20 protein-coding genes, 1 tRNA gene, 2 pseudogenes and 1 riboswitch are annotated in these 24,212 nt (G+C 57.0%); of the genes and pseudogenes, 11 read left to right on the top strand and 12 right to left on the bottom strand.

From position 1 onward, the window contains the following. Nucleotides 1-41 precede the first annotated feature (41 nt). A tRNA-Met gene (locus E2F50_RS06385) sits at nucleotides 42-118 on the top strand. Nucleotides 119-457: 339 nt separating this feature from the next. Here the strand turns inward: E2F50_RS06385 and E2F50_RS23355 are convergent. Continuing rightward, a pseudogene (locus tag E2F50_RS23355) lies at nucleotides 458-562 on the bottom strand (LysR family transcriptional regulator); the annotation flags it as partial. A gap of 171 nt (nucleotides 563-733) precedes the next feature. Here E2F50_RS23355 and E2F50_RS06375 point away from each other — a divergent pair. The 5 genes from E2F50_RS06375 (at nucleotide 734) to E2F50_RS06355 (ending at nucleotide 5,917) form a co-directional block, all read left to right on the top strand. Further along, nucleotides 734-2,710: a hybrid sensor histidine kinase/response regulator gene (locus tag E2F50_RS06375; RefSeq protein WP_133315166.1), complete on the top strand. Its 1,977-nt coding sequence runs from the start codon at nucleotides 734-736 to the stop codon at nucleotides 2,708-2,710. A 747-nt stretch (nucleotides 2,711-3,457) separates the two neighbouring features. Continuing rightward, nucleotides 3,458-3,835 (top strand): DUF982 domain-containing protein, encoded by a 378-nt coding sequence (locus E2F50_RS23645; RefSeq protein ID WP_133315165.1) that lies wholly within the window; start codon nucleotides 3,458-3,460, stop codon nucleotides 3,833-3,835. An 11-nt stretch (nucleotides 3,836-3,846) separates the two neighbouring features. Then, nucleotides 3,847-4,629 carry an SGNH/GDSL hydrolase family protein gene (locus tag E2F50_RS06365; RefSeq protein WP_245515306.1) on the top strand — a complete coding sequence of 261 codons (783 nt, stop codon included), beginning with the start codon at nucleotides 3,847-3,849 and terminating at the stop codon, nucleotides 4,627-4,629. Nucleotides 4,630-5,036: 407 nt separating this feature from the next. Further along, the gene (locus E2F50_RS06360; RefSeq protein WP_342635708.1) at nucleotides 5,037-5,420 is read left to right on the top strand and encodes a hypothetical protein; all 384 of its coding nucleotides are present in this window, start codon (nucleotides 5,037-5,039) and stop codon (nucleotides 5,418-5,420) included. Nucleotides 5,421-5,446: 26 nt separating this feature from the next. Then, nucleotides 5,447-5,917 carry a response regulator gene (locus tag E2F50_RS06355; RefSeq protein WP_133315164.1) on the top strand — a complete coding sequence of 157 codons (471 nt, stop codon included), beginning with the start codon at nucleotides 5,447-5,449 and terminating at the stop codon, nucleotides 5,915-5,917. 189 nt (nucleotides 5,918-6,106) lie between these two features. Here E2F50_RS06355 and E2F50_RS06350 read toward each other — a convergent pair whose 3' ends face one another. The 4 genes from E2F50_RS06350 to E2F50_RS06335 all read right to left on the bottom strand — a co-directional run bounded on the left by E2F50_RS06350 (nucleotide 6,107) and on the right by E2F50_RS06335 (nucleotide 10,411). Next, the gene (locus E2F50_RS06350) at nucleotides 6,107-7,177 is read right to left on the bottom strand and encodes an ABC transporter ATP-binding protein (RefSeq protein ID WP_133315163.1); all 1,071 of its coding nucleotides are present in this window, start codon (nucleotides 7,175-7,177) and stop codon (nucleotides 6,107-6,109) included. Between the two features lie 21 nt (nucleotides 7,178-7,198). Beyond that, a complete protein-coding gene (locus E2F50_RS06345) occupies nucleotides 7,199-8,008 on the bottom strand; it encodes a carbohydrate ABC transporter permease (protein ID WP_133315268.1) in 810 nt (269 codons plus the stop codon). Nucleotides 8,009-8,075: 67 nt separating this feature from the next. Further along, on the bottom strand, nucleotides 8,076-8,975 hold the full coding sequence (locus E2F50_RS06340) for a carbohydrate ABC transporter permease (protein ID WP_425375367.1): 900 nt from the start codon (nucleotides 8,973-8,975) through the stop codon (nucleotides 8,076-8,078). Between the two features lie 140 nt (nucleotides 8,976-9,115). Beyond that, entirely contained in the window at nucleotides 9,116-10,411 is a 1,296-nt protein-coding gene (locus E2F50_RS06335) for an extracellular solute-binding protein (protein ID WP_133315161.1), read from the bottom strand. Nucleotides 10,412-10,638: 227 nt separating this feature from the next. Between E2F50_RS06335 and E2F50_RS06330 the strand changes: the two genes are divergently transcribed. Genes E2F50_RS06330 through E2F50_RS06320 form a run of 3 tightly spaced genes read left to right on the top strand, consistent with a single transcriptional unit; the run spans nucleotide 10,639 to nucleotide 13,634 of the window. Next, nucleotides 10,639-11,838 carry an ROK family transcriptional regulator gene (locus E2F50_RS06330; RefSeq protein WP_133315160.1) on the top strand — a complete coding sequence of 400 codons (1,200 nt, stop codon included), beginning with the start codon at nucleotides 10,639-10,641 and terminating at the stop codon, nucleotides 11,836-11,838. 33 nt (nucleotides 11,839-11,871) lie between these two features. After that, nucleotides 11,872-12,975, top strand: coding sequence for a Gfo/Idh/MocA family protein (locus E2F50_RS06325; RefSeq protein WP_133315159.1), 1,104 nt, complete (start codon nucleotides 11,872-11,874; stop codon nucleotides 12,973-12,975). Between the two features lie 17 nt (nucleotides 12,976-12,992). After that, nucleotides 12,993-13,634 carry a ThuA domain-containing protein gene (locus tag E2F50_RS06320; protein WP_133315158.1) on the top strand — a complete coding sequence of 214 codons (642 nt, stop codon included), beginning with the start codon at nucleotides 12,993-12,995 and terminating at the stop codon, nucleotides 13,632-13,634. A 54-nt stretch (nucleotides 13,635-13,688) separates the two neighbouring features. Here E2F50_RS06320 and E2F50_RS06315 read toward each other — a convergent pair. Next, nucleotides 13,689-14,471 (bottom strand): annotated as a pseudogene (locus E2F50_RS06315) (AAA family ATPase). A gap of 127 nt (nucleotides 14,472-14,598) precedes the next feature. Continuing rightward, the gene (locus tag E2F50_RS06310; protein WP_133315157.1) at nucleotides 14,599-15,036 is read right to left on the bottom strand and encodes an ester cyclase; all 438 of its coding nucleotides are present in this window, start codon (nucleotides 15,034-15,036) and stop codon (nucleotides 14,599-14,601) included. 132 nt (nucleotides 15,037-15,168) lie between these two features. Here E2F50_RS06310 and E2F50_RS06305 point away from each other — a divergent pair, with 132 nt between their 5' ends. Continuing rightward, nucleotides 15,169-15,486, top strand: coding sequence for a winged helix-turn-helix transcriptional regulator (locus E2F50_RS06305; protein WP_133315156.1), 318 nt, complete (start codon nucleotides 15,169-15,171; stop codon nucleotides 15,484-15,486). Nucleotides 15,487-15,891: 405 nt separating this feature from the next. Here E2F50_RS06305 and E2F50_RS06300 read toward each other — a convergent pair whose 3' ends face one another. The 4 genes from E2F50_RS06300 to E2F50_RS06285 all read right to left on the bottom strand — a co-directional run bounded on the left by E2F50_RS06300 (nucleotide 15,892) and on the right by E2F50_RS06285 (nucleotide 20,568). Beyond that, entirely contained in the window at nucleotides 15,892-16,887 is a 996-nt protein-coding gene (locus E2F50_RS06300; protein ID WP_133315155.1) for a TRAP transporter substrate-binding protein, read from the bottom strand. A 21-nt stretch (nucleotides 16,888-16,908) separates the two neighbouring features. Further along, nucleotides 16,909-18,711 carry a TRAP transporter large permease gene (locus tag E2F50_RS06295; RefSeq protein WP_245515305.1) on the bottom strand — a complete coding sequence of 601 codons (1,803 nt, stop codon included), beginning with the start codon at nucleotides 18,709-18,711 and terminating at the stop codon, nucleotides 16,909-16,911. A gap of 136 nt (nucleotides 18,712-18,847) precedes the next feature. Next, nucleotides 18,848-19,792, bottom strand: a complete 945-nt coding sequence (locus E2F50_RS06290) for an ABC transporter substrate-binding protein (RefSeq protein WP_161974012.1) — start codon at nucleotides 19,790-19,792, stop codon at nucleotides 18,848-18,850. Next, nucleotides 19,789-20,568 carry an ABC transporter permease gene (locus tag E2F50_RS06285; protein WP_133315153.1) on the bottom strand — a complete coding sequence of 260 codons (780 nt, stop codon included), beginning with the start codon at nucleotides 20,566-20,568 and terminating at the stop codon, nucleotides 19,789-19,791. Before E2F50_RS06285 ends, E2F50_RS06290 begins: the two co-directional genes overlap by 4 nt. A 131-nt stretch (nucleotides 20,569-20,699) precedes the next feature. Then, a riboswitch (TPP riboswitch) is annotated at nucleotides 20,700-20,802 on the bottom strand. A gap of 324 nt (nucleotides 20,803-21,126) precedes the next feature. On the opposite strand from E2F50_RS06285, the gene E2F50_RS06280 reads away from it, so the two are divergent. Beyond that, nucleotides 21,127-23,226, top strand: coding sequence for a carboxy terminal-processing peptidase (locus E2F50_RS06280; protein WP_133315152.1), 2,100 nt, complete (start codon nucleotides 21,127-21,129; stop codon nucleotides 23,224-23,226). A gap of 325 nt (nucleotides 23,227-23,551) precedes the next feature. On the opposite strand, the gene E2F50_RS06275 is transcribed toward E2F50_RS06280, so the two are convergent. Then, nucleotides 23,552-24,184 carry a hypothetical protein gene (locus E2F50_RS06275; protein ID WP_133315266.1) on the bottom strand — a complete coding sequence of 211 codons (633 nt, stop codon included), beginning with the start codon at nucleotides 24,182-24,184 and terminating at the stop codon, nucleotides 23,552-23,554. Nucleotides 24,185-24,212: the final 28 nt, after the last annotated feature.

Below are 24,212 nucleotides of genomic sequence, written 5' to 3'. Positions count from 1 at the left end.
GTGCACCAAACAACTAAACTGCGTCGCAGTTACATCAATAACGCGGGGTGGAGCAGCCCGGTAGCTCGTCAGGCTCATAACCTGAAGGCCGCAGGTTCAAATCCTGCCCCCGCAACCAACAAAACTTGTAAATTCGACAAGTCCAGCTTCTTCATTCCAAGCTCCTCTGCATAACGCTCGAGGAGCTTTTTGCGTTAGGGCCTGCGTGTAATCCGCCGACCGCAGCCAAGCCACGAATGCTTTCTGCCCAGGCGAAAGGAACTGCTCCACGCCTCCTTGTTGGTTATAGCGGCAGATCATCGGGCTGCGTGGACGGGAACACGTTGTCAAAATAACATCGTCGGCGCGAAAGCAAAGAAAATGTTAGGCATCCGCCTCCGGCACCGGCTTATCCTCAACCATGACAACTAAGAGCGGACGAGCTTTGCTAGCCGTCAAAGGACGGCTGGTACAGACATTAGGAAGCCATCTGCGCACGTAGGCGCGGGGCGATCCAGTCGAGGAGGCAGCGAACCTTCAGCGGCAGCGGATTGGCTGGTAGGTAAATAACGTTCACCGGCAGAACCATGTTGTTGAAAAAGTCTTCTTGATCTTCGTCGCCTTTGCGTCACATGAACGAGAAGGCATGCTATCTTGGCGTATCTGATCTTGCAGGTGTCATTTGAATAAAGCGCGTCCGGCCCTTCTTCTTCTCCTCGTAGCCTTGATTCCAGTCGTCGCACTGGTGGGAGTCATGGGGCGCTACTTCATACAAGAAAGGCAGCATTTCCTGGACAGCGAGGTCCAAAGCAAGGCGCAGCTCCTTGCAAACGCTTTGCAGCGTGAACTGGAATCGCAGATCAAGCTTCTGACCATCATTGCGGAATCCCCCCGGCTCGATCCACCCATATCAGTACCGGCCTTCAGCGAGATCGTACGGCGCTTGCGGGATCGAGTGCCCGAGTGGGAGCAGGTTCGGGTAACAAACGCTGAAGGGGTGATCGTTATTTCGATGCCCAGTGGTGACGATAAGGGCCAGCAGGTCACTGACACAGCAAGCCACAACCACGTCGTGAAAACGGGTCATCCAACCGTCGGGAACGTGATGTTGGGGCCAAAAGGAAGGGCTGCCTTCGCGGTGAGGGTGCCCATTGAGAGGAAGGATAAATTACGCGCCGTCCTATCTGTCGTCATTCGCCCTGCGATCCTAACCAATCTTCTTCATGCAAATGGTCTTCCATCCACCTGGTCCGCCTGGGTGGTCGATGGCCAGGATCGGCTGGTTGCTTCAACAGGCAATCCGAACCTGGCTGGCGGTGAAGCCGCTATGTTTGCCAATTTTAACGGGAGCGACTTCGGGCGCGGTGAAATGAAAGACGGGTCCGAACTGCGGGTTGCCCAAGCATCACTCAAGGACGTCCCCTGGCGCGTCAGAGTGGGGCTTCCGCTTGCGGAATATCAAGCTCTTTCCCGGAAGGCGTCGCTGCTGTTCATTGGCGCAAGCTGTCTCACGCTGCTTCTGGCCGCGTCAGCCGTCTACCTATTTCTGCGGGAGGTTCGGGCGAGGAACCGGGAACTTGAGTCCATCGCGAATTGGCAGCGAATGGATGCCTTGGGAAAGCTCACTGGCCAGGCAGCACATGAGTTCAACAATCTCCTGATGGTTTTCCAGTCGGGTGTCGAAGGCATCAAGCGGCGACGGGACGATGAGCAGAGGGTCAGCAAGATGCTCGCTCATATGACCGACGGAATAGCGAGGGGAAAGGCAGTCACTCAGCGTCTGCTTTCGTTCTCGCGACGGTCGAATCAGGGAGCTGAGCGGATAGACCTAGACCTAAAGCTACCGGAAATTGTTCCTCTCCTTCGACAGGCCGCCAACGACAGCCTCGTCGTCACTCTGGAGATACCTGCGGACATATGGTCCGTTCATGCAGACCCGGCAGGACTTGAGATCGCACTGATCAATCTGGTGACCAATGCCAAGGACGCGATGCCCAATGGTGGTGAGATCCGGATCTCAGCACGCAATGTCAAAGAAGCTGGTCTTGAAGAGCCGGGACTGTCGGGCGAAGTCGTGGCGCTGGCTGTCGCAGATACGGGCAAAGGCATTGCACAAGACGATCTAAGACGCGTCTTCGAACCGTTTTTCACCGGCAAGGACGGCCGATCCGGTCTCGGACTGACGCAGGTTCACAGCTTCGCGAAAGGGAGCGGTGGCTCGGTTCGGGTAGCGAGCCTCGTGGGTCGCGGCAGTGCGTTTACCCTGTTCCTTCCTCGGTCAAAGGAGGAGCGTCAGCAACAAATTCAGGACAGGTCGGCTCAGCAGTTTCCGCGTTCCATCCTGATCGTTGATGACACGCCGGAGTCGTTGGAATCCGTTCGGATGTTGCTAGAGCCGCATATCTCAAACATCCTGGTTGCTTCGAGTGGGGATGAGGCTTTGAACCGTCTGCAGCATTCGCCGGATGTCGAGATGGTTCTCAGCGACATCATGATGCCGGGAATGTCGGGGATCGATCTGGCAAGCAGATTAGACGACATGAAGCCTAAGCTGCCGGTCGTATTGATGACTGGCTACAGCGACAAGATGGAGCAGGGGGCGGATTTAGGGCGTCCGGTCGTTGCCAAGCCATTCACAATCGAGGCCCTTATCGATGGGTTCGTCCAGGCAAGGCAAGCTGCGGATCTAAACAATGTCGTGCCGTTCAACGGGGCGGCAAAGGCGCCTTAACCCGAATGCGTGTCCTGGTAATCGGAAGACCCTGTCCGATCAACCGCCCTGGTGCAGCAGCAGAGCCAGGAAGGCTGCCAGCCGATTCGACAACCTTGCGATCCTCTTAAGCAGATTTCCGTTTGGGCTAGGGGCTTGCGATCTGTATCTTGCCACTTCAGTTTGCTAGCCCGTATCCACACATGAACCCTTTGCAGCCGAGCGGCCATGGCTAGCATCCCCTTCCCTTGTCGAGCGGCGTGATGGCCGACAGGATCAGGAATTCCCATGGGAGACAATCAGCCTCGGGCCAATCGAGATGTGGGATAGTGCTTTGAGGATCATGTTGATGCCATAGTGGCGTCGAAATTTCCTCAGTGTCTTTTCTGGGGCGCGGATCTTATTGCCATCTACAATGAAGAGTTCCTCCCGATCCTGGGGCCAAGCACGAAGCGCTGGGCCAGCCGCTACCTGTGACTGGAGCGAAATATGGAATTCACTGGGGCTTTATCGCTGGACGGGCGCTGGGAGTGAAGCGTCATCTACGAGCGGGAATGCTACCGTCAGATGTTCGAAAATGCTCCTGGTCTCATGGTGATGCTGAGTAGGACAGACTTGCTAATCGACTATGCCGATCCCTGCAATCGGACATCTCATCCTTGAAGCATCATCAGCCACAAATATGCTGTGACCTTCGTCTGCAATCGTACCGAGCGGGAACGCCACCGGCAGGAGCCTGTTTCCTTTGTCTAAGGAGACAGGGATAGGATGCATTTTCGAAAAACTCCAAGTCGTATTGAGCCACATTGGAAGACACCCGTTCGGGTGAAGGTTGCGAGATGGAGGCTGGAGACAATCGCAAGTCCCGCGCAGGCGCTTGAAAAACTTGCCAATTGCTGGCCCTCGGCACGAGGAAGGCACTACCGAAGCGCTGTCACCAATTGCGAAGCCGCTGTGAGCTGCCAGTATTCCTCTGAGCTTGCAAGAGAGGCCTTCGTTCGTGCGGCACTCGAAGCCGCTATCCTGTTAGAGGGAGACCGACCAGACCCACCCCAACGGGATGCCATCCGCGGGCGGGCGGGCCGCCATTCCCTGCCCGTAAGGCTGACGGCCGATGAGCGAGCGTACAAAGCCCACGCTCCATAAGGATGCTGTCCATGAGCTTGTCCGAAAGCGGTTTCCGCGAACCTTGTAACCCGATCCTGCTGAACAGGCGGTCTCTTCTTCTGGGTTTTTCCGCGACAACTTTGCTCAATGGAGTGCGCCCAGTGCAGGCGTATAAAGGAGAGAGGATGATTAAAGTCGCTTTAATCGGTGATTCAATCTTCGACAACGGAGCCTATGTTGCCGCCGGCGGTGAGGTCATAACCCACCTGAAGCATGAGCTTGGCGGCAAAGGTGACGCCATTCTCGTAGCGCGCGACGGTGCTGTCGTCGCGGACGTGCCTAAGCAACTGTCGGCGCTGCCTGACGATGTGACCCATCTCGCTGTCAGCGTCGGTGGAAATGACGCCCTCAGGAATATCGATGTTCTTGCCAGACCTGCGCGCTCGATAGCTGAAGCCCTTTCAACGGTTGCAGATGTGCGCGATGACTTTCTGTCCGCATACGCCCAGATGCTCGATAAGGTCGCGGAATTGGGCATCCCAACAATACTTTGCACCATATATGACGTGCAGCTACCAGATCCGGCACAGCGGCGGGCCGCCAACCTCGCTCTGGTTGTCTTCAACGACAGTATCTTACGTGAAGCCTCATCTCGAAAGCTGCCTGTCGTCGATCTGCGCGTGATATTCGATGAGCCTGATGATTACGCCAACGCGATTGAACCCTCCGGACGCGGGGCTGCCAAGATCGCTTCGGTGATCAATCAGATTTCTACGGAACACGAATTTCGAGGATCAGCATCCCTCTACAGCAAGCAGGGGAAGAGAACTTGACCACGGTTTACAAGCTCGTGAAGTTCGATAGAGCGCGGGCCGACAAGCGTTAAAGGCGTCTTCTCCGAAGCGTTCGCCCCACAGGAGGTGTTGGAATTTCCGCAAGCACAGGACATCGGCTGCCTTGAGCAGTCACGGAAAATTTGCGTTCTTGAACACGACGATACAGAGCCGGTGAACATGACGATAAGACGATCAGGTGGCGCCTTTTTCTGCACTCTGCTCGTCCTCATCAACCAGCCGAGGTACGTGCTATCGCCGTATTATGGAGATGATCTTGCCATTTCTAACAAAGATGCGGATCCTCTTCAGCTGCCGTAGCATGCTTATTCGGCAAACAGCCAAGGTTGGCAACACTTTCAAATCGTTGCGCACCCGTCTAGAGGCAGCCGCTGGTGTCGTGGAGCATGAAAATTTGCAACAAGGGGCTGGTGACCGGAAACATGAAATGCCAGATGAGGGATATCCGAGCAGAGGAGATCCGGATGAGTAGTGAATGTGGCCCGTACCTGCAGATGGGAAAGCTTGCTCAGCAATTGGCTAACCACTTCCAGAAGGATCCGAACTTGGCACTCGAGCCTCTTCTGGCCCATTTCATGGAAGAGGTGGAAGTGAACCTGGCTGCAGACACCTTTGACCACGCGGGCTTCATCCAAAGGATACAGAACCCCCTGAAGATAGCGGCCAATGCGACTGGCAAGCCGAGGCGTAAGCAGTTCCTGCTGGCGATGGTGGATGCTCTGAATGGTCGCATGGAAGAGGTGCAGGGCGGACAAGAGCTAAATGTTTAGCTGTTGTGGGGCCTGCGGCTTGACGGATGGAACAGAAGAAATCAGCTCTGCGTTCTCCGATGATGAAGAAGCAATCGCGCATGCCCTACAAGGTTCTCGTCATCGAGGATCATTTCCTCATAGCCGCGGCGGCCGAACAGGCCATCGCTGACCTCGGCTATGAAGTCATAGGTGCTGCTGCGAGCCGTAGTCACGCGCTCGACTATCTGGGTGAGGCGGATATCGCGCTGATAGACCTAAATTTGCTTGACGGTGCGAGCGGATTAGACATCGCTCGAGACTTCTCCAAACATGGGACTGCTGTCGTGATCGTGACCGCCAATCCGGAAGCGGTTCCACCGAACACTGACGTTGCTATAGGCGTCTTGGCCAAACCCGTCGATGATGCGTCTCTGTCCAGGGTCCTCAAGTATTTGGTGTCCAGGATCGAGGGTCGCGAGAGCCGCTGCCCTCGCGAGTTACATCTTCTAGCAGGCGCACCCATGTCGGAGGCTTGACGCACAAAGGCTGCGCGTGGCGACGGTTATCGGTCAACGGCCCCTGACAAGTTATGCCCCTATTGTCGGAGCCGGACGGGTTCCAGAAGCCTGGCCCTGAAGCTGCAGAGAAAGTGGCTGCGGCCAGGAGGTGCGGCAGGTTCATCCCAACTCTTTAACAGCCGTTTCTCCATATCTCATTGCAACTCGCTAAAGAGACATTCCGCTTTCCCGGTCAAAAACATACACCTGTTCAGGCGGAATAGATGCCTCAAACTGGACACCATAGCGAGCCGGATATTCGCCGTCGACAATTGCCGTTACAGACTGCCCTGCAAGATCGAAGACGACATGCGTCTGTGCGCCGGTCGGCTCCACCAAGAGCGTTTGACCAGCAAGCGTCGTGCCGCCCCTACCGGGGCTTAAGTGTTCAGGCCGCAAGCCGATTTTAATCGCTTGGCCACGCTTGACCTGGCGATTAGGTGCGATCCGGATCGCCGTACCGTCGCCAAGCCGGGCTGCCGCATATCCATCCTCGCCATCAACCATGCCGTCGAGGAGGTTCATCGCAGGTGAACCGATGAAGGCAGCAACGAATAGGTTGGCCGGCTTGCGGTAAAGCTCCATCGGCGTGCCTTCCTGCTCAACGCGGCCCTGGTTCAACACCACAATCCTGTCAGCCAGGGTCATTGCCTCGATTTGGTCATGGGTGACATAGACGGAAGTCGTTCCGACCTTCTGATGCAATTGCTTGATCTCAGAGCGCATCTGCACTCGAAGCTTGGCATCGAGGTTGGACAATGGCTCATCAAATAGAAACACAGCGGGATTTCGCACGATTGCGCGCCCCATGGCCACGCGCTGCCTTTGCCCGCCGGACAGATGCGCAGGTTTGCGGTCAAGTAGCGGCAGCAGGTCCAGCATGCGCGCAGCCTCGTTGACGCGTTCGGCGATCACCGGCTTGGGCGTGCCCGCAAGCCTCAGGTTGAAGCCCATGTTTTCCGCGACCGTCATATGCGGGTAAAGCGCATAGGACTGGAAGACCATGGCGATGTTGCGCTCGCGTGGCGTCAGATCGTTGACGACCGTGTTGCCGATAATGATGTCGCCGCCACTGATCTCTTCAAGTCCGGCGATCATGCGCAGCAGAGTGGATTTGCCGCAGCCGGAGGGACCGACGAGCGCAACGAACTCGCCGTCCTCGATCGACAGAGACACGCCATGGATGACTTCAAGTGCGCCATAGAACTTGCGGACTTGTTTCAGTTCGACGGATGCCATTGGGGATACTCCGGGTCGGGCTCAGGATTTCACTGCGCCGGCCGTCAGGCCTGCAATGATATGCTTCTGGGCCAGGAAAAAGGCGATGATGGTGGGCAGGATGGTGAGGGTGATGAAGGCGAGCACCAGCTGCCATTCCGTGCTGAACTCACCCCGGTAGATCATGATGCCGAGGGGCCATGGGTAGCGGCTTTCAGAATTCAGCATGATCAGCGGAACGATGTAGTTGTTCCAGCTGCTGACAAAGGAGATAATGCCAACCGTCGCAATGATCGGCCGCGAGAGCGGCAGGGTAACGTGCCAGAAGAAGCGCATATAGCCGCAGCCGTCCACAAAGGCTGCATCGAAAAGCTCGGAAGGCAGATTTCGGAAGTAATTGCGGAACAGCATGATGCTCATGCCCATGCCAAACGCCACCTGCGGAAGCACCACGCCCCAATAGGTATCGATAAGTCCGAGATCACGGATGCGGATATAGAGCGGCAGGATCGCAGTGGCCGCTGGAAACATCAACCCGATCAGGAAATAGTTCAACAGATAGCTCGAGCCGAAGAATCGGATATGGGCAAAGCAGAAGGCGGCCATGGCTCCAAAGGCAAGCGTCAGAAACACCGTCAACAGCGCTATGATCAGTGAATTGCTCATTTGCAGCCAGTAGCGCTTGCTGAAAATTATGTCGGTATAGTTCGACCACTGCCACTCTGTCGGAAGCCCGAACGGGTTGCCACGAAGGTCGCCGAGGGTCTTGAAGCCGCCGAGCGCGGTACTGGCTAAAGGGATGATGACGATCGCTGCCACCAAGATCAGCGACACGTACATATAGAGCTGCATGCTGGTGCGGACGCGCTGACCAGAGGTGGGAGCGCTGGCGGCATCGATCGGCTGTGCGGCAGAAAGTTCAGTCATGGCGCATGAATATCCGCTTGTAGCTGAAGGCGAGGGTCACGCAGAGCACAAAAAGCACGACGCCGACGGCGCTGCCGAAGCCGATCTGCATGCGGGTCACGCCGAAGTTGTAAAGGAAGGTTACCATGGTCTGCGTCGAGTTCGAAGGTCCGCCGCCGGTAAGCGGCATGATCATGTCGAAGAGCTGCAGAGAACCGACGACGCCGAAGAAGACGGAAAGCCGTACTGTCGAGCCAAGCAGAGGCAGCGTTACCAGCCGGAATTTTTGGAAGCCTGTGGCACCGTCAATATCGGCTGCTTCGAGCACGCTCTTGTCGATTGCCTGCAGTCCGGCAATGAACAGCATCATGTGAAATCCGAAATATTTCCAGACCACGACGCCAAGGATGGCATACATGGCGACGTCCCGGTCGGCGAGCCAGAACGGCGGGTCCGCCGCAAAGAAGCTGGCAATGCCGCCGACAAGCCCGAAATCTCCATCGTAAACGAAGCGCCAGATCATGCCGGCCGCGACATCCGCCAGAACATAAGGCAGGAAGAAAATGAGCCGAAAGACAAGCGCGCCCTTGATCCGGCTCGAGATCATCGTGGCCAACCAGAGAGCCAGGGGGATCTGGATGCAGATGGAGGCCAGCACGATCAAACCATTATTGATCAGCGCCTGCGTGAAGGCGGCATTTCGGAAAATGAGCTGGTAGTTGCGCAGACCGATCCACTGCGTCGGGCTGCCATAGCCGTTCCAGTTGTAGAAGGAATACCAGGCGGCTTCGCCCATCGGCAGGATGACAAGCACGGTGAACAGAAGAAGCGCCGGTGGCAGGAAAAGGATCAAAACCGGCCATTTACTGTGGGCGAGCGAACGTCGGCCACGTTTGGGAAGCGCGAGCGGCATGGCGGAGGACGCGGCATTGGTGGACATCAGCACATTGCTCATCGAATTTCAGGCCCCTCAGAAGCACCCAAGCTGCAGCGGGCGCTAAAACGAGTGGCGCTCCCCAAGCCGAAGCTCAGGCACGGGGAGCACCATGAGGTTTATTTGCGCTCGAGGGAGTAGGCATCCTCTATCTGCTGCGCGGCATCGGCAGGCTCCACACCGCCTGAAACGATCTCGACGCTGACATCGTTGACGATGGCACCCACATTGGGGCCGAGATCCTGATCGAGAAAATTCTGGTGCCAGGTTTCCTTTGCAAGCGCGTCGGCAACCTCTCTCAGCAGCGGCCTGGCCACTGCCTCACTGGCTCCCCTGGTCACCGGCATAATCTGTGTTTCCTTGGCGAGCGCCTTTTGGACGTCGAGGCTTCCCATGTAGCGAAGAAATTCCTCAGTTTCCGGCGGAGCATTCTTTGTCACCGCCCAGCCATTGAGACCGCCCAGGCTGTCCGTAACCACGCCGGGCGCACCTTTCACTACTGGGAAAGCGAAGCGTCCGATATTGTCGTCAGCCAGACCCTTGCGGGTCGTAGAGTTTGTGGCCTGGGTAGCCGGAGTATTCTCGAAACTCAGAATAAGCGCTGCACGCCCGTCGCCGAAAGCAGCAAGCGCATCATTCCAAGTGGCGCCGAGATAGCCGTTCTGGAAGGGCTCAAGCTTGCCGAGTTCGGCCAGATGCTGTCCTGCCTTAACGAAAGCTTCGCCTGCGAAACCTTCATTATTTCCCGACTTTGCGTCTGCGAATCCTTTTTGGCCCGCCTCGCGCATGGCAAGATAGCTCCAATAAAAATGCAGAGGCCACTTGTCGCGACCGCCACCGGCGATCGGCGTGATACCCGCCTGCTTTAGCGTCTTTACGGCGCTCAAGAACTCATCCCAAGTGGCAATCTTGTTGGCATCGATATTGGCTTTCTTGAAAAGGTCCTTGTTGTAATAGAAGGAAATAAGGCCACTCTTGGAAGGTGCCGCCCATAGCTTGCCGTCGAAGGTCAGCCCTTCGATCGCCGACGGGTTGGTCGACTTACGCCACTCGCCCTCATTCGCATCCATGGTGGCATCGAGAGGCCGCAGAGCACCGGTGACCGATTGCGCCTGAAGAACGCCGCCGCCCCAGGTGTAGAACATGCCGGGCGCATCTTGCGACTGCAGCAGCGTCGGCAGCTTTGCCTTGAAAGCCTGGTTTTCCAGGAACTGCAGTTCAATCTTGACGCCAGGGTGCTTCGCCTCGAAATCCTTGGCTATCTTATTCCACAAGGCGATTGTCGACGGCACCTGCTCGACATGCATCCAGCGGATGATGTTGTCAGCCGAGGCTGTGCCTGCCATCATCAGCACGCTGGCAAGGCCGAGGGCACTCGCTGCAAGCAAATTTTTCTTGTTCGTCGTGCTGGACATTAATTACGCTCCTCCCAAAGCTTTAATTCAGTATCCGGATTAAATATCTCGCATGACTGCGTATCCTGTCAAGGCTGATCCGCCAAACGGCTCAGAATGTGTGACCGAGACCACTGAACTGTTATCTTTATCATTGCGGATCCAGTTGAAAATGTCTTAAAGAAGCTCTTATTAATACGCGTCGCAAATTAAATCGGGCTTCGACGTCGAAGATACCGCAGGTGGAAATGAAGACTGCCGACCCAGAACTCATGCGCGCAATGAACCGTTTCAGCGTTTTGGACAGCATCCGGCGCCATGGTCCGATTTCGCGGGTGGAGATCACTGAGCGTACTGAGCTTTCCCCGACCACCGTATCGGCGATTACCGGCTCTCTTCTGGACGACGGGCTTATCCTGACGCGCCACGAGGGCGACATTCGCAGTGAAAGCGTTCGTGGACGGCCGCGGGTGATGCTGGAGCTTAATCCAGCCGCCGCCCGTGTTGTTGGCGCGAAAATTGCTGCCAACCGCATGGTCTTCGTAGTCACTGATTTCTGCGGCAGTGTGCTGGCCGCTCTCACCCTGCCGATCCGCATTGACCGCCAACCGATCAGTGTCATTGCCGATATCGTCGAGGATGGGGTTCGGCGCTGTGTGCTGGATGCAGGCTTGGCGCTGAGCGAAATACACAGCATCTGCCTAGGTTTGCCCGGCGTGATCGAACATCGCAGCGGACACATTCGCTCAAGCCCGATCCTTCGGGACGCCAATGTCGATTTTGCCGCCGAAATGTCTGCCCGCTTAAAGACCACGACGATTGTCGAAAGCGATGCGACCGCTATTACCCTTGCCCATCACTGGTTCGGCCAAGCCCGCGATCTGGAGGACATGGTGCTGGTATCGCTCGAACAAACACTTGGGCTCGGTGTCCTGCACAACAACCGCCTTTTCCGCGGCGCCGGGGGCCTTAGCCACAATCTCGGTGACCTGGTGCTTGGGATGAGCAAGGATGGCGTTATGCGGCTCGCAAGCCAAGCTGGCGAAAATGCAATTCTCGGATCCGAACAGGCGGATGGGCGTTTTGCTGAAGCCGTTCGGCTTGGCCGCGGCATGGCCCATGCACAGGCGCTGATCGAGGCCGATGACAGTCCACTGATCGGTGCGGCGATAAGAGCCGGCGAGACGATCGGCTTCACCATAGCCAATATCGTTACCCTGTTTGCACCGCCGAGAGTCATCGTGGTGGGTTCCTCGCTTGCGCTCGGCGAGCCTTTCCTCACAAGCCTTCGCAAAGCTTACGCGCTGGCCATACCACCTTCGCTACAGGACGTCAGCGAAATCGTTTTCGACGACTCTAACGACGATTTATGGGCTCGGGGTGCGGCGGCCGTAGCGCTTTATGAACTCTACGAGTCACCATGGAATACAACAGGGCCTGCGCTCTGAGACATCAAGACAAATACCATCGGGAGGAGAATGATGGAAAAGGTCGGCATCGGCATCATCGGATGCGGCAATATTTCGGGCGCCTATCTGAAGGCGATGACAAGCGATTTTCCAATCCTCGATATTCGTGGACTGGGGGACCTCAACATCGAGCTCGCAGAAGCGAGAGCGACGGAATTCGGCTTGCGGGCCAAGTCCATAGATGAACTGCTGGCCGACCCCAAGATCGAAATCATCGTCAATCTCACAATCCCTAAAGCGCATGTTGCCGTTGCCCTGCAGGCCCTGGATGCCGGCAAGAATACCTATTCGGAAAAGCCGCTCGGCATCAATTTCGCCGAAGGCAAGAAGCTTGCAGAAGTCGCGCGGGCAAGAAAGCTACGCATTGGTGCAGCACCCGATACCTTCCTGGGCGGCGGCCACCAGACTGCGCGCACGCTGATTGACAAGGGGCTTATAGGCCAGCCCGTTGGTGGCACCGCCACCTTCATGTGCCCCGGCCACGAGCGCTGGCACCCGAACCCGGCCTTCTACTACGAAGTGGGCGGTGGGCCCATGCTCGACATGGGACCTTACTACATCACCGATCTTGTGAACCTGCTTGGCCCTGTCTCGCAGGTGGCCGGATTTGCCATCACACCAAGAGCCGAGCGCATCATTACCAGCGAACCGCGCAATGGAGAGCATATCCCGGTGCATGTGCCCACCCATGTCGCGGGCGTCATGGCCTTCGATAACGGCGCCGTCGTGCAGATCGGCATGAGCTTCGACGTGGCCGGCCACAAGCATGTGCCGCTCGAAGTCTACGGAACCGAAGGCACGCTGATCGTGCCGGACCCGAACCGTTTCGGCGGTCAGGTAGAATATCTGAAGAAGGGCGGACAGTTCGAAGAGCAGTCGCTGACGTCGCCTTACTCCGACGGCAATTTCCGGTCGATCGGGGTTGCAGATATGGCCCATGCGATCCGTTCTGATCGCCCCCACCGGGCGAGTGGAGAGCTGGCCTTGCATGTACTCGAGGTCATGGAAGCCTTTCACACGGCGTCCGAAGAGGGTCGCACCATTAAGATCACCACAACCGTTGGGCGACCGGCGCCTTTGGCCGACTCGCTTGTTGATGGACGTTTAGCCAAGTAATTCCGAAGGAGGATAAAATGCGGGAAGCACTGATCGTATGGGGTGGTTGGAGCGGCCACGAACCGCAGGAATGCGCCGAGGTCATCAAGCACATGCTCGAAGGTGACGGGTTCAAGGTCTACGTGGAGCATTCCACCGAGGCCTTCGCTGATCCCTCCATCCACGACCTGAGCCTCATCGTGCCGATCATGACCATGTCGAAGATAGAGAAGGAAGAAGTGAAGAACCTTGCCGCTGCCATCGAGGGCGGCGTCGGCATCGCAGGTTACCACGGCGGCGCCGGCGATGCATTTCGGGAGTCAGTGGATTACCAGTTTATCATCGGCGGCCAGTGGGTGGCCCATCCGGGTAATATCATCGACTATACGGTCAACATCACGAAGCCGGACGATCCGCTGATGGAAGGGATTGCCGATTTTCCCTACACGTCCGAGCAGTACTACATGCATGTCGATCCGTCGAACGAAGTACTCGCAACCACCACCTTCACCGGAGAGCATGCCTACTGGATAGACGGCGTCGTAATGCCCGTGGTTTGGAAGCGTAAATACGGCAAGGGCCGCGTTTTCTATTCCGCGCTTGGCCACGTGGCCAAGGAATTTGACGTGCCGGAAATGAACGCCATCTTTCGTCGAGGCGCCAACTGGGCCGCACGATAGGCACTTAGCATTCAAGATACTCTGACATCTCGCAGCGGATGTTCGACGCTGCGATCATTCCATTAGCAGATTATCGCTTTGCTCCCGCAGCGCACGGTCCACGAAGTCATCTGGATCGACGGTGAAGTCTTGATACAGCTTGAAATGCCGCGTATCGCGCAACTCTACTCCCGCAAGGCCGGCAGGGGTGATCTCCAGCAGCCGAGCCCCAGGAAGGGCCATTAGGATAGGCGAATACGTGGCCATGATGATCTGAGCATTCGCCGATCCCTGAATGGCATGAAGAAGGCGAAGCAGTTCCAGTTGGCGCTTTGGGGAAAGCGCGCTTTCCGGTTCGTCCAGGAGATAGATCCCCTGTCTCGACATTCGTTCTTGAAAAAAGCGGACGAAGCCTTCGCCATGGCTCCATGACAAGAAATCCGGCGGTGCGGCATTGGCGTCTCGAGCGGCTTCATCGAGAAAACGTGCGACCGAAAAGAAGGATTCGGCGCGAAAAAACCAGCCTGCCGTGACCTTCGGCAACCATGCTGCGCGCAACACGCTGGCGAGAAGAGCGCCGCTGCGGTCCACCGCACGGGAATGATCGACCGGCATATAGCCCTTGCCGCCCCCGGCCTCGTCAAATCCTCACAAGGCTGCCACAGCCTCAATCAACGTTGATTTCCCGGTGCCGTTCTCCCCCACGATAATCGTTACCGGTGTCGAGAAATCGAGGACGAAATCCCGGTCCATCCAAGGCAGGTTGAATGGATACTGCTCGCTCAGGCTCGCATCCTCCCGCACCCAGAGGCGCTTCAGATATGGGGCTGGCAGGCTCGTCAATCTTGTCTTTCGCATCGCAGACACGCGTCCCTGACAATCGGTCGGAGTTCATGACATGAGAGACGCGGCCGCGCCAGGACCAGCCCTGCTGGATAAAGTGGAAGCGGCTGGGAACGTCACCCGCTCAGGATTTGTCGCCGTATCAAGCAGCCGTTGCGCTATCGGCAAGACCCAGTTGGCGCTGCAGGATGGACGCCGCGTTGTAGCAATGAAAGGAGACGACCTTTCCCTCCCGCATATGAAAGACATCGCAGCAAGGAACATCGATGGTCCTACCGGTCGGACTGACTGTGCCCATCGGCGTCACGAATGGTCCTCTGTGGGTGCCTCGAATGGCGAGTTCGACCACGATGACATCTTCCATGGCGTAGATGTCGAAGAGCTCCCGATGAATGTCTGGAAAGGCCTGAGCCATGCCGCCCGCGACCATTGCGATATCCTTGCCACGAAACTCCATGTCAGTCGGGATATCCCGCACATAGGCATCTTCGGAGAAGAAGGAGACGAATTTGCCGACATCCAGTCGGTCTCCCTCTGCTGCGGCGTATAACTCTTTGATCGTCTCAATGTTACTTCTCATTGACAGCTCCTTATCTGAACTTCCGACTATTCCGACCTCTGCCGACCGACGGACAGGAAGCATGTAGACACCCACCCACTCCATGGGTAGAACATACCAAAAGGTAAGCGCCATCTTTCTCAGGACAGACTGATGACCCAATGTGGCCTGGACGTTTCGTTGTCGATCATCGGCGGTAAGTGGAAGCCATTGATCCTTTACCATCTCCAGGATGGTCCCACGCGATTTTCCGAGATCAGAAGGCGCGTCGGAGGCATCAGCGAAAAAGTGTTGATCCAGCAGCTACGGGAGTTGGTCGCAATGAACGTTCTTGTACGCCATGATCACCAACAGGTGCCTCCCGTGGTCGATTATACGCTGACACCATTCGGTGGAACGCTCGTTCAGGCGCTGGTCCCGCTCTGCGAGTGGGGCAATCAGAACCGTGCACGGGTGGCGGACATGCTGTAGCCATTGTTGACATAAGGTGGACTGGCAGCAACGGGACAGTACGGAGGTCTTCGGCTTTACGCTCCCGTCTCAGTCATAGAAGCCGCAACGGGGCGCAGACGAAAGCAGACATCGCGGCCGCGTTATGTGGCCTGCGCGCCCTCCGCAGTTACTCTTCCTCAAGCTTGCATGCTTGATCAACGCCCAGAGGAACGCTCTCGCGGCCACGAGTTCAAAGTTGTCAGGATTGGTTGAAGCAGGCTCAAGAAGGACCGTCTAAACGGTACGCTTATCAGTCATGTTCTTTTGGCGGTCGGCCGGTGTGTTATCGGGTTGTTGCTTGGACCTTCGCATCACTAACGGCGAGCACTGTGGATCCTGCTTGATGTGTCCCTATCGCTTCCCGCTTCCGACCCACTCTGCCAGTCATATTCGCTGCACATCATTGATACGGCTCATTCCGCCAACAACGGGGGCGAAATCCTCCCAGACAAGTTGGGCGCCCTTTTGCCACGCATCGAAGGCTTCAGGCTTCAGCACCTCGCCACCGTTCCCGATCGACTGCTCAACTGACTTCGCCTCGTCCTCGACGATTAACTCGTTGAAGTAAGCTGCACCCTCACGAGAAGCTTGTTTGAACACCGTCTGTTGTTCAGTGTCCAAATGTGCCCAGAATGCGGATGCGAAGAAAATCACCCCGGAGGCCCATATATGTTGGGTTTCCGTCAGATAAGGTACTACCTCGTAAAGCTTGAAGCCGGCATAGGCGGATTTCGTCAGGTCCATCGCGTCGGCAACGCCAGTGGAGAGGGCGTTATAGGTTTCCGTAATCGGTATGCCGACCGGGGTGCTGCCGTAGGCGCTCCAAAGCTTGGCATGCAGCGGGCTCTGGATTGTCCGCATCTTCTTGCCGATCAACTGTTCAGGACGTGTAACCGGCTCCTTGGTGAGCAGATGGCGGGCACCGTAGTTGATGAAGTCGCCGATCACAAACCGCTGGGCTGCGAGCTTCTGCTTCAGGTCTTCGCCTATCGGCCCATCCAGGGTTCTGTGAACATGCGCCGCATCGCGAAACAAGAACGGCAAGTCGAGGATCTCCAGTTCAGGTACCCAGCCCGAAAGCGACGAAACCGTCGAAAGGCTGGCCTGGATCGAGCCGAGACGTGCGCCTTCCGCAACTTCCTTCTCGCCGCCGAGGGAACCATTCTTGACGATGTTGAACTTGAATCGACCCGGAAACTTGGCATCAACCAGCTCGGCAATTTTCAGCCAAACCTTAGTCTCCGGTTTGTCCGCTCCAAACAGGGAAGCAACCGTGATGGTGGTGCGTGCCGATGCAGGGCGGATGAAGGCGGGCGCCGCGTGCGCCAGTCCGGTGCCGGCGGCTGTCTTCAAGAAGCTGCGTCGATTGAAGTTCTCCATGAAATGAATCCTGACCAGGAGTTAGACGATTACCGCCAAGGCGCACATGATCGCCAGGGACAGCAATAAAGAGACGAGATAAGGGATGACGGCCCGAAACAGCAGCGTGGCTGGGATCTTCGTTACACCGCTGACCACAAAAATCAGCACGCCGAGCGGTGGCGTGAGGCCGTGGATCATGAGATTGACCACGAGGATGACGCCAAAGTGAATTGGATCGATCCCAGCCGTCACGGCTGCCGGCAAAAGAATGGGTCCCAAAAGCAAGATTGCCGCACCAATATCAAGCACAAGGCCAACAATAAGCAGGATGACGTTCGAGAGAATCAATACAGCAATCGCGCTGCCCCCAAACAGTGTGACAACCTGGGTGACAAGCACCGACACGCCGTCTACCGCCAGCAGGAAGGCAAAGGGGCTGGCGGCGCCGATTAGGAGCCCTATGGCAGCCGCTTCGGAGGCTGCCTGCTGGAAGGCGAAATAGGTTGCCGTGAAGCCGAGCCCAGACCAGATCGCCAGACCGACGGTATAGAGCGCGGCCAGCGCTGCGGCCTCCGTCGTCGTGACAATGCCGAAGCGGATGCCAGCGATGACGATGAGGCCAAGACCAAAAGCTGGGATGGCGGAAATCGCGGCCTGGAGGCGCTCCTTTCGGGTGGCGCGGCCCTGCGTCACCTTTTGGCAGACCGTCAGCTGAATGGCGATCGACAGGCAGACCGCCATAAGTGCTCCAGCAAGGAAACCGCCGACCAACAGCGAGCCGACTGAAAGATTGGTCGCAGCAGCAAGGATCAGAAATGCAATAGAAGGCGGGATGACATTGTCCAGGATGGAAGTCGCTGCGATGATCGCGCCGGCTTGTGCTGGCGGGTAACCGCGTTTGACGAGCTCCGGCTGAAAGGTCGAGGCGCCGAATGCTGCGTTGGCGACGGACGAACCGGACGTACCGGAAAACAACACGCTGGTGAGCAGAGTCGTCTGCGCCAGTCCCGCGCGGCGATGCCCGACCATGGATGCAGCAAACTGCACAAGCCGGTCTGCGCCACCGGAAGCGGTCAACAGTCCGCCGACGAGAAGGAAAAACGGAACGGCGAGCAGCAGGAACTTCGACATGCCGGACACCGTCGTTGATACAATCGCTGGTTCTGGCAGGCTGCTGCCGAAGGCAATTGCCACATATGCGGCGGCTATGAAAGAATGTGCCAGCGGCGCTGCCAGCACCACACCAACCGCGGCCGTGAGCGCTAGGAAAAGGCTCGGTGGAAAGACTGTCTCGATGCTAGTTTCCGGCACGCTTATGTAGAGGGCCGCACCGGCGATGCTTGAAGCGACCAACCCGGCGAGGCGGCCCTCGCTTATACGCTGGAGGAACAAAACGAGCAGGACGAGGCCACCACCCGCTCCTAGAAAGCCGAAGCGGACCCATTCGGGGGCGCCCAGGGTCGGCGAGACCCCGCCGAGCATGCTCATAATTTCTCTACCGCCAAACAGCAGGATCAGAGCCGTGAGCACACTGAAGACATCCCCAAGCGCTAGCGTTGCCGGCAAAAGCCGCTCGGGCAACAGCTTCACAAACACGTCAAGTCGCATGGCAAGTGCGCTGCCGAGGCTGAGGGGAGCGCCAATGGAAATCATGGCCACATGCAGCCAGATGGCTAAATCCTCTGTCCCAATGAGCCCAGATCGAAAAAGATAGCGCAAGTACACATCGGCTATGACCAAAGCCAACAAAGCCAGCAGGATCGCGGCTGCGACTGCACCGATGACCGCTTCAACCGATCGAAGCCATTGTGCCGCTGCAGATCTCGGCGTCAACGCGTCCACCGCCGATGGACGTGCGTTGCCAATATCTCGAGTGCCGTCGTATTGACGTCCGCACCGCGAAGAGGCACTCGATCGACCTTCTCCGCCAAGTCACGCCTGTGCCACGACCTCGACGCTGGTCTCGTTCGATCCGGTTTCACCGGATTTCTACTGCGATATCGTCGACCGCGGGGGCCGACTTGATCAGCCCGCTTTCCTTCATAAAGGCCCCGAAGCGTGTGTACCGCCCGCTATCAAGTGCCGCCGGGCGTTTGGTAAAACGCGGTATCGTGTCGAAAAAGGCCGTCTTGTTCAGCTCGTCGTTGAGAGCGGGATAGGCAGATATGAAAAGTTCCCAAGCTTGCTGTGGATGATTGGTCATGAAGATCGTGGCTTGTTCAACCGCGCCCAAGAATCGTTGCAGGCGGGGGTCGGCGGCCAGTTCCCGTCGGGTGACATAGATGAGTTCGTCATAGGCTGGAACGCCATGTTCTTCGGGAAAGAAGGCTCGGCCCGGATAGTTCTCCAGCTTCATCTGCGTGAGCTCAAAATTTCGGAAGCCGCCCACAGTCGCGTCCACCTTGCCACCGATCAGCGAGGGCGACAGCGAAAAGTTGACATTGACTAGTTCGACATCGTCGTTCGACAGGCCAGCGGAAGCCAGCATCTTCTTCAGCATGGCGTCTTCAAACCCGGTGACCGAGTAACCGACCTTCTTGCCCTTCAGGTCCCTGAGGCTCCTAATGGGGCCTTCAGCAAGAACGGTCACTGTATTGAGCGGCGTTTCAACCAGCGTACCGAAACGGACGAGCGGAAGGCCTGCCTCATGGTCCAAGAATAGATTGGGCTGATAGTGGATTCCGACATCCGCCTGGCCAGCCGAGACCAGACGAGGCACGGCAGATGGATCGGATGGCGGGATCAACTCAACATCGAGGTTCGCCGCGACAAAAAGGCCTTGCTGCTTGGCAATGACCATCGGGGCGTGATCGGGATTGACGAACCACTCAAGCAGCACCGAAAGCTTGTCGGTCGCCTGGCAGGAAGCGGGCGCCATGAGGCAGCCGAGCGTTGCAAAGACTGCAACAAGGAAACGGTTCATCGGGCGAAACTCCTTGATGAGGATGAAAATTCGGAATTGGTTTCGCTCGCCCAGGGGGTGAGGCCTGACGTCAGGCGGTCGACGAGAAACCGGATAAGAACGGTCATGACGGCAAGCACCAGCATGGCGGCAAAAACTGTATCGGTCTGCATGCGAGCATTGGCTTGTACCATGACGAAGCCCAGCCCGCCCGACGCTCCGACCCACTCACCAACGACGGCGCCAAGCGGGGCAAGCGGAGCTGCGACGCGCAAACCAGAGACCATGCTCGGCATTGCCAGCGGCACGCGAATGCGGGTCAAAATCTGCCAATGGCTGGCACCCTCCAGAGATACAGCATCGAGAATGTCCTGCTCGATACGGCTCAGTCCATCCCCGAAGGAGGAGGCGACAGGGAAGAAGATGATGATCGTCGTCATCGCCACTTTCGAGGCAAGTCCGAATCCGAGCCAGATAACCAGTATGGGAGCCAGCACGAAAACTGGAAACGCCTGAAGAACCAGCACCATCGGCCAAACAAGCCGTCCTAAACGCGGCCAAGCTGCCACGCAAAACGCAGTCAGGACACCAAGGGCCGATCCGCCGGCTAGCCCCACGACGATCTCCGCGAGGGTAATGAACGTGTTGCCGGTAAAGAAGCCAGGCTGGCGCAGAAAAGCAGATGCCACCGCCAGCGGAGCAGGGAGGATGTAACGGGGCGGCACGAACAACCATATGCCGGCCTGCCACAAAACGAGAAGCAGGGCGAAGCCGAAGCCCACATGAGAAAGACGCATGCAGTGTTATTGCGCAGGTTGTATCGATACATGCGGATTTTCCGCATGCAAAGGACTATAGTTGATCGTCATTGATTGACCTCCATCATCAAGGAGATCCAGGCGAAAGCGGAGAAGAGAAAGTGTCGTCGCGCGACGCCGTTTTCCGTTCCTACGCCGGCATGACCCGGATCAGGTTCAAGGGTCCGGCTCACCGCCATCTCAGCATCGTTCGATGCTCCCCTCGGAATGTCTCGACAATGCTCAAACAATTCCGGGCTGTCAACAGGTGTTAAGCTTGTTGAGCGGAGCTGCCACAGATGCATGCGACAACGATCGGAACAATCCAAGCAAGGTGTTGATTCGACGTGTGCAGTCAGTGCTAGCAGCCGCTATTGCCTGGACGCCGGTGCTGGTGAGCTGAGTTGAATGAGCCGGATACCAAATAACCCGATGGCGCGTGATGATCTCAGGTATTCGCAAAGTCATGTGCTGCGTGCCGCGGCCATTATGTTGCCCAGCAATGAGCTATAGTAACTATTAGCAATCGGCGTCGTCCTCGAATTGGAACAACAATCAATGCGCATCTCTCACGGCGTTCTCGGCCTCGTTCTTCTGGTCGCAAACCCGACCTATTCCTCGGAAGTAAAATCGCCCCCGGTCTTGTCACCACTGCAAGGCCAAGCACAGGCGGCACAGATGAGCGCTCAAATTCTAGGAAGCTACGCCTATAGGCCGGTACCGCTGGACGATGCCCTGTCGGCAACAGTGATGAATCGCTACATCAAATCCCTGGATCCGGATCGGAGCTTTTTCCGGCAATCTGACATCGATGTTTTCATGACCGATCAGGCCAAGATCGATGATGCTCTTGCAGACGAGGATCTGACGATCCCCTTTTCAATCTTCGGGATTTACACTCAGCGCGTGGTAGAACGCATGACCTATGCGCGTCGCCTTCTTGAACAGGATTTCGATTTCACCGGGCACGACGAATATTCCTTGGATCGAGATGACGAGCCTTGGCCGCAATCTATCGACCAAAGCGATGATCTTTGGCGCCAACGTGTCAAAAACGACTGGCTGCGGCTAAAGCTTGCAGGACAGCCCGATGCGGCCATTCGTCAGACGCTTGACAAGCGATATGCGAATATCCTGGCGCGTGTTTACACCTACAAAAGTGAGGACGTCTTCCAGTCGTTCATGGCTGCCTACACTGTATCGGTTGATCCCCATACAGACTATTTCGGTCCGGCGGCTGCGGCGGATTTCGAAATCTCGATGAAGCTGTCGCTGGTTGGCATAGGAGCCGTTTTGCAAGAGCGGGATGGCTTCACGACCATACGTGAACTCGTACCTGGTGGCCCGGCACAGCTTTCCGGCCAGCTTAATGTAGGAGATCGTATTGTTGGCGTTGGTCAGGGCGACAATGGTGCGGTTACTGAAGTCTTGGGTGTCCGACTGGATGAAGTTGTTCAAATGATCCGGGGCACCAGGAATTCTGTTGTGCGACTGGATATTCTGCCGGCAAGTGCCGGTGAGAGCGGACAGCACCAGCTTATCAGGCTCGTGCGCGACAAGGTCAGTCTTGAGAAACAGGCGGCAACAAAGACGATCCTGCCCGTCGAAAATCGTGGCTTGGCTCGCAAGATAGGTGTGATCACCTTACCGGCGTTTTATGAAGATTTCGAAGCGCATCGCAAAGGCGAAAAGGACTACCGCAGCGCTAGCCGCGATGTTGCAAAGCTTTTGGAAGAGCTTAAGCAGGCCAAGGTGGATGGCATCCTCATCGATTTGCGCGACAATGGCGGCGGTTCGCTCGCGGAAGCTATCGATCTCACAGGTCTTTTCGTTGGCAAGGGGCCGGTGGTGCAGCAACGAACCGCTGCCGGCAAGGTCGAGGTGGAGATGGATGAGCTCTCCGTTCCTGCCTGGTCCGGTCCGTTGGGGGTACTGATCAACCGTGGCTCAGCCTCGGCCTCGGAAATTTTCGCCGCTGCAATCCAGGATTATGGTCGCGGCGTTGTCATCGGCGAGCCCAGCTTTGGGAAAGGGACAGTACAAACGGTACTCGATCTGAACCAGGCTGCCAGGAAAAGCAAACCGGAACTCGGCCAGCTGAAACTGACCGTCGCGCAGTTTTTCCGTATCAACGGCGCCACGACGCAGTTACAGGGCGTTTCACCCGATATTACCCTGCCCGGTCTTTCCGACCCGAAAACACTCGGCGAAACGAGTTACGAAAACGCACTGCCGTCGAGCAAAATCAAACCCGCACGGTACAAGCCCTTGAACAAGGTGACGGCTTTGCTGCCGAAATTGCAAAGCCGTCATGACGACCGGGTGAAGAACGACGCTGATTTCAAGCTTTTCGTTGAAGATGTTGCAGAGTTGCAGATGCAGCGTGAAAAACGCACCATATCTCTCAACGAGGCCGAACGCCGCGCCGAACAAGCCGCCCGTGCCAGCCGATTGAAAGCGCGTGAACAGCAGGGGGCCGCTTTGGCTTCCGGTGACGATGGCCTGCAAGCAGGCGAGCGTAGCTTGACTGCGGATCTTGCCCAGGACAGCGCCCGTAAGAACGCCAAAGATGTCTTGCGGCAAGAGGCCGTTTCCATCGTTGCCGACGAAGCCGAATTGGAAGGCGCGGGAGGCACCATCCCACGCGTCTTGCAATAACCGGAAAGTGCTCGAGATCGCGTAAGGGCCGCCGCACTTCGCGCATTCGGGCATATTACTCAGAAGGTAATTCTGGCCGGTGCGTTGCGTTCAGCCGGTTGGTTGAACCGGAGTCGTACTGCATCGTCACCGCTCCATCTCGCGCACGAGCAGCCCTCCAGAGGTCATCGCACTTAGGTGAAGATAAGAGGCGCTACCAAGCACATTCACCGAGTCTTCGTTTATGTTTGGGTCGAGAGCTTCAAGCGAGGGGAGCCATCTAAAAGTCCCTACATTGCTGATGTGTCAGATTTTCCCGCTGTCACTTCGATCCTGCTCCCGTGGACTAGCGCAGCAGTCCGTCCCGCTTGAACTCGTCCCATCCTGCAAGGTTGGGGGAAGCGTCATCAGGCTTAGGACTAGATTTCACTGTCGATTTGCCCGCCTTTTTCAGCGTGCGCATTAGCTTCGCCTGGTACGCTGCTCGCCTCCTGTTCTCGAATTTGGCCGCGGCATCTTCCTCGCGCCACTCGTCCACAATGCTTTGGTTGAGCAGATCTTCAACAACCCTCGGCTCGAAAACGTGGAAGGTGATCTGCCTCGCGCGCCCTCGCAACCTCACTGTTCGGGTCCCTGCGCTGGGCAAGCGGCCGTCTTCCAGCCAGCGTCGCCGCTCTGCCGTCGAGATCGTCAAGATGTCTTCAATTTCGCGGGGAATGACGGGAAGGCTGTCGATGTTTTGCAAGGAGTTCAAAATGATCGTTCTGGCCGCGCAAAATTCATCTTCCGATCCTTCCGGCATCGAAAGTGTCAGATCCTTGCCGGTGATGTCGATCGACTTCCGCGACGCAAAGGGTAGTCGAGCGCGGAGTTCCAGGAGGATACCCTTGGCACGCACCGACGATCCCAGCGTGGCTGACGGCGGCAGCACCCAGGTCTGGATCAATCGAAAGGCTGCGGTCGTCTCGTTCTTTGCCATTGGGCGGTAGATGGTTTTCAAGCCAGCT

Origin of the sequence: Rhizobium deserti (assembly GCF_004358025.1) — a bacterium.
GTDB classification, from domain to species: domain Bacteria; phylum Pseudomonadota; class Alphaproteobacteria; order Rhizobiales; family Rhizobiaceae; genus Neorhizobium; species Neorhizobium deserti.
Note: the sequence above shows the minus strand (reverse complement) of the source record. Positions and strands in the feature narration are given on the sequence as shown.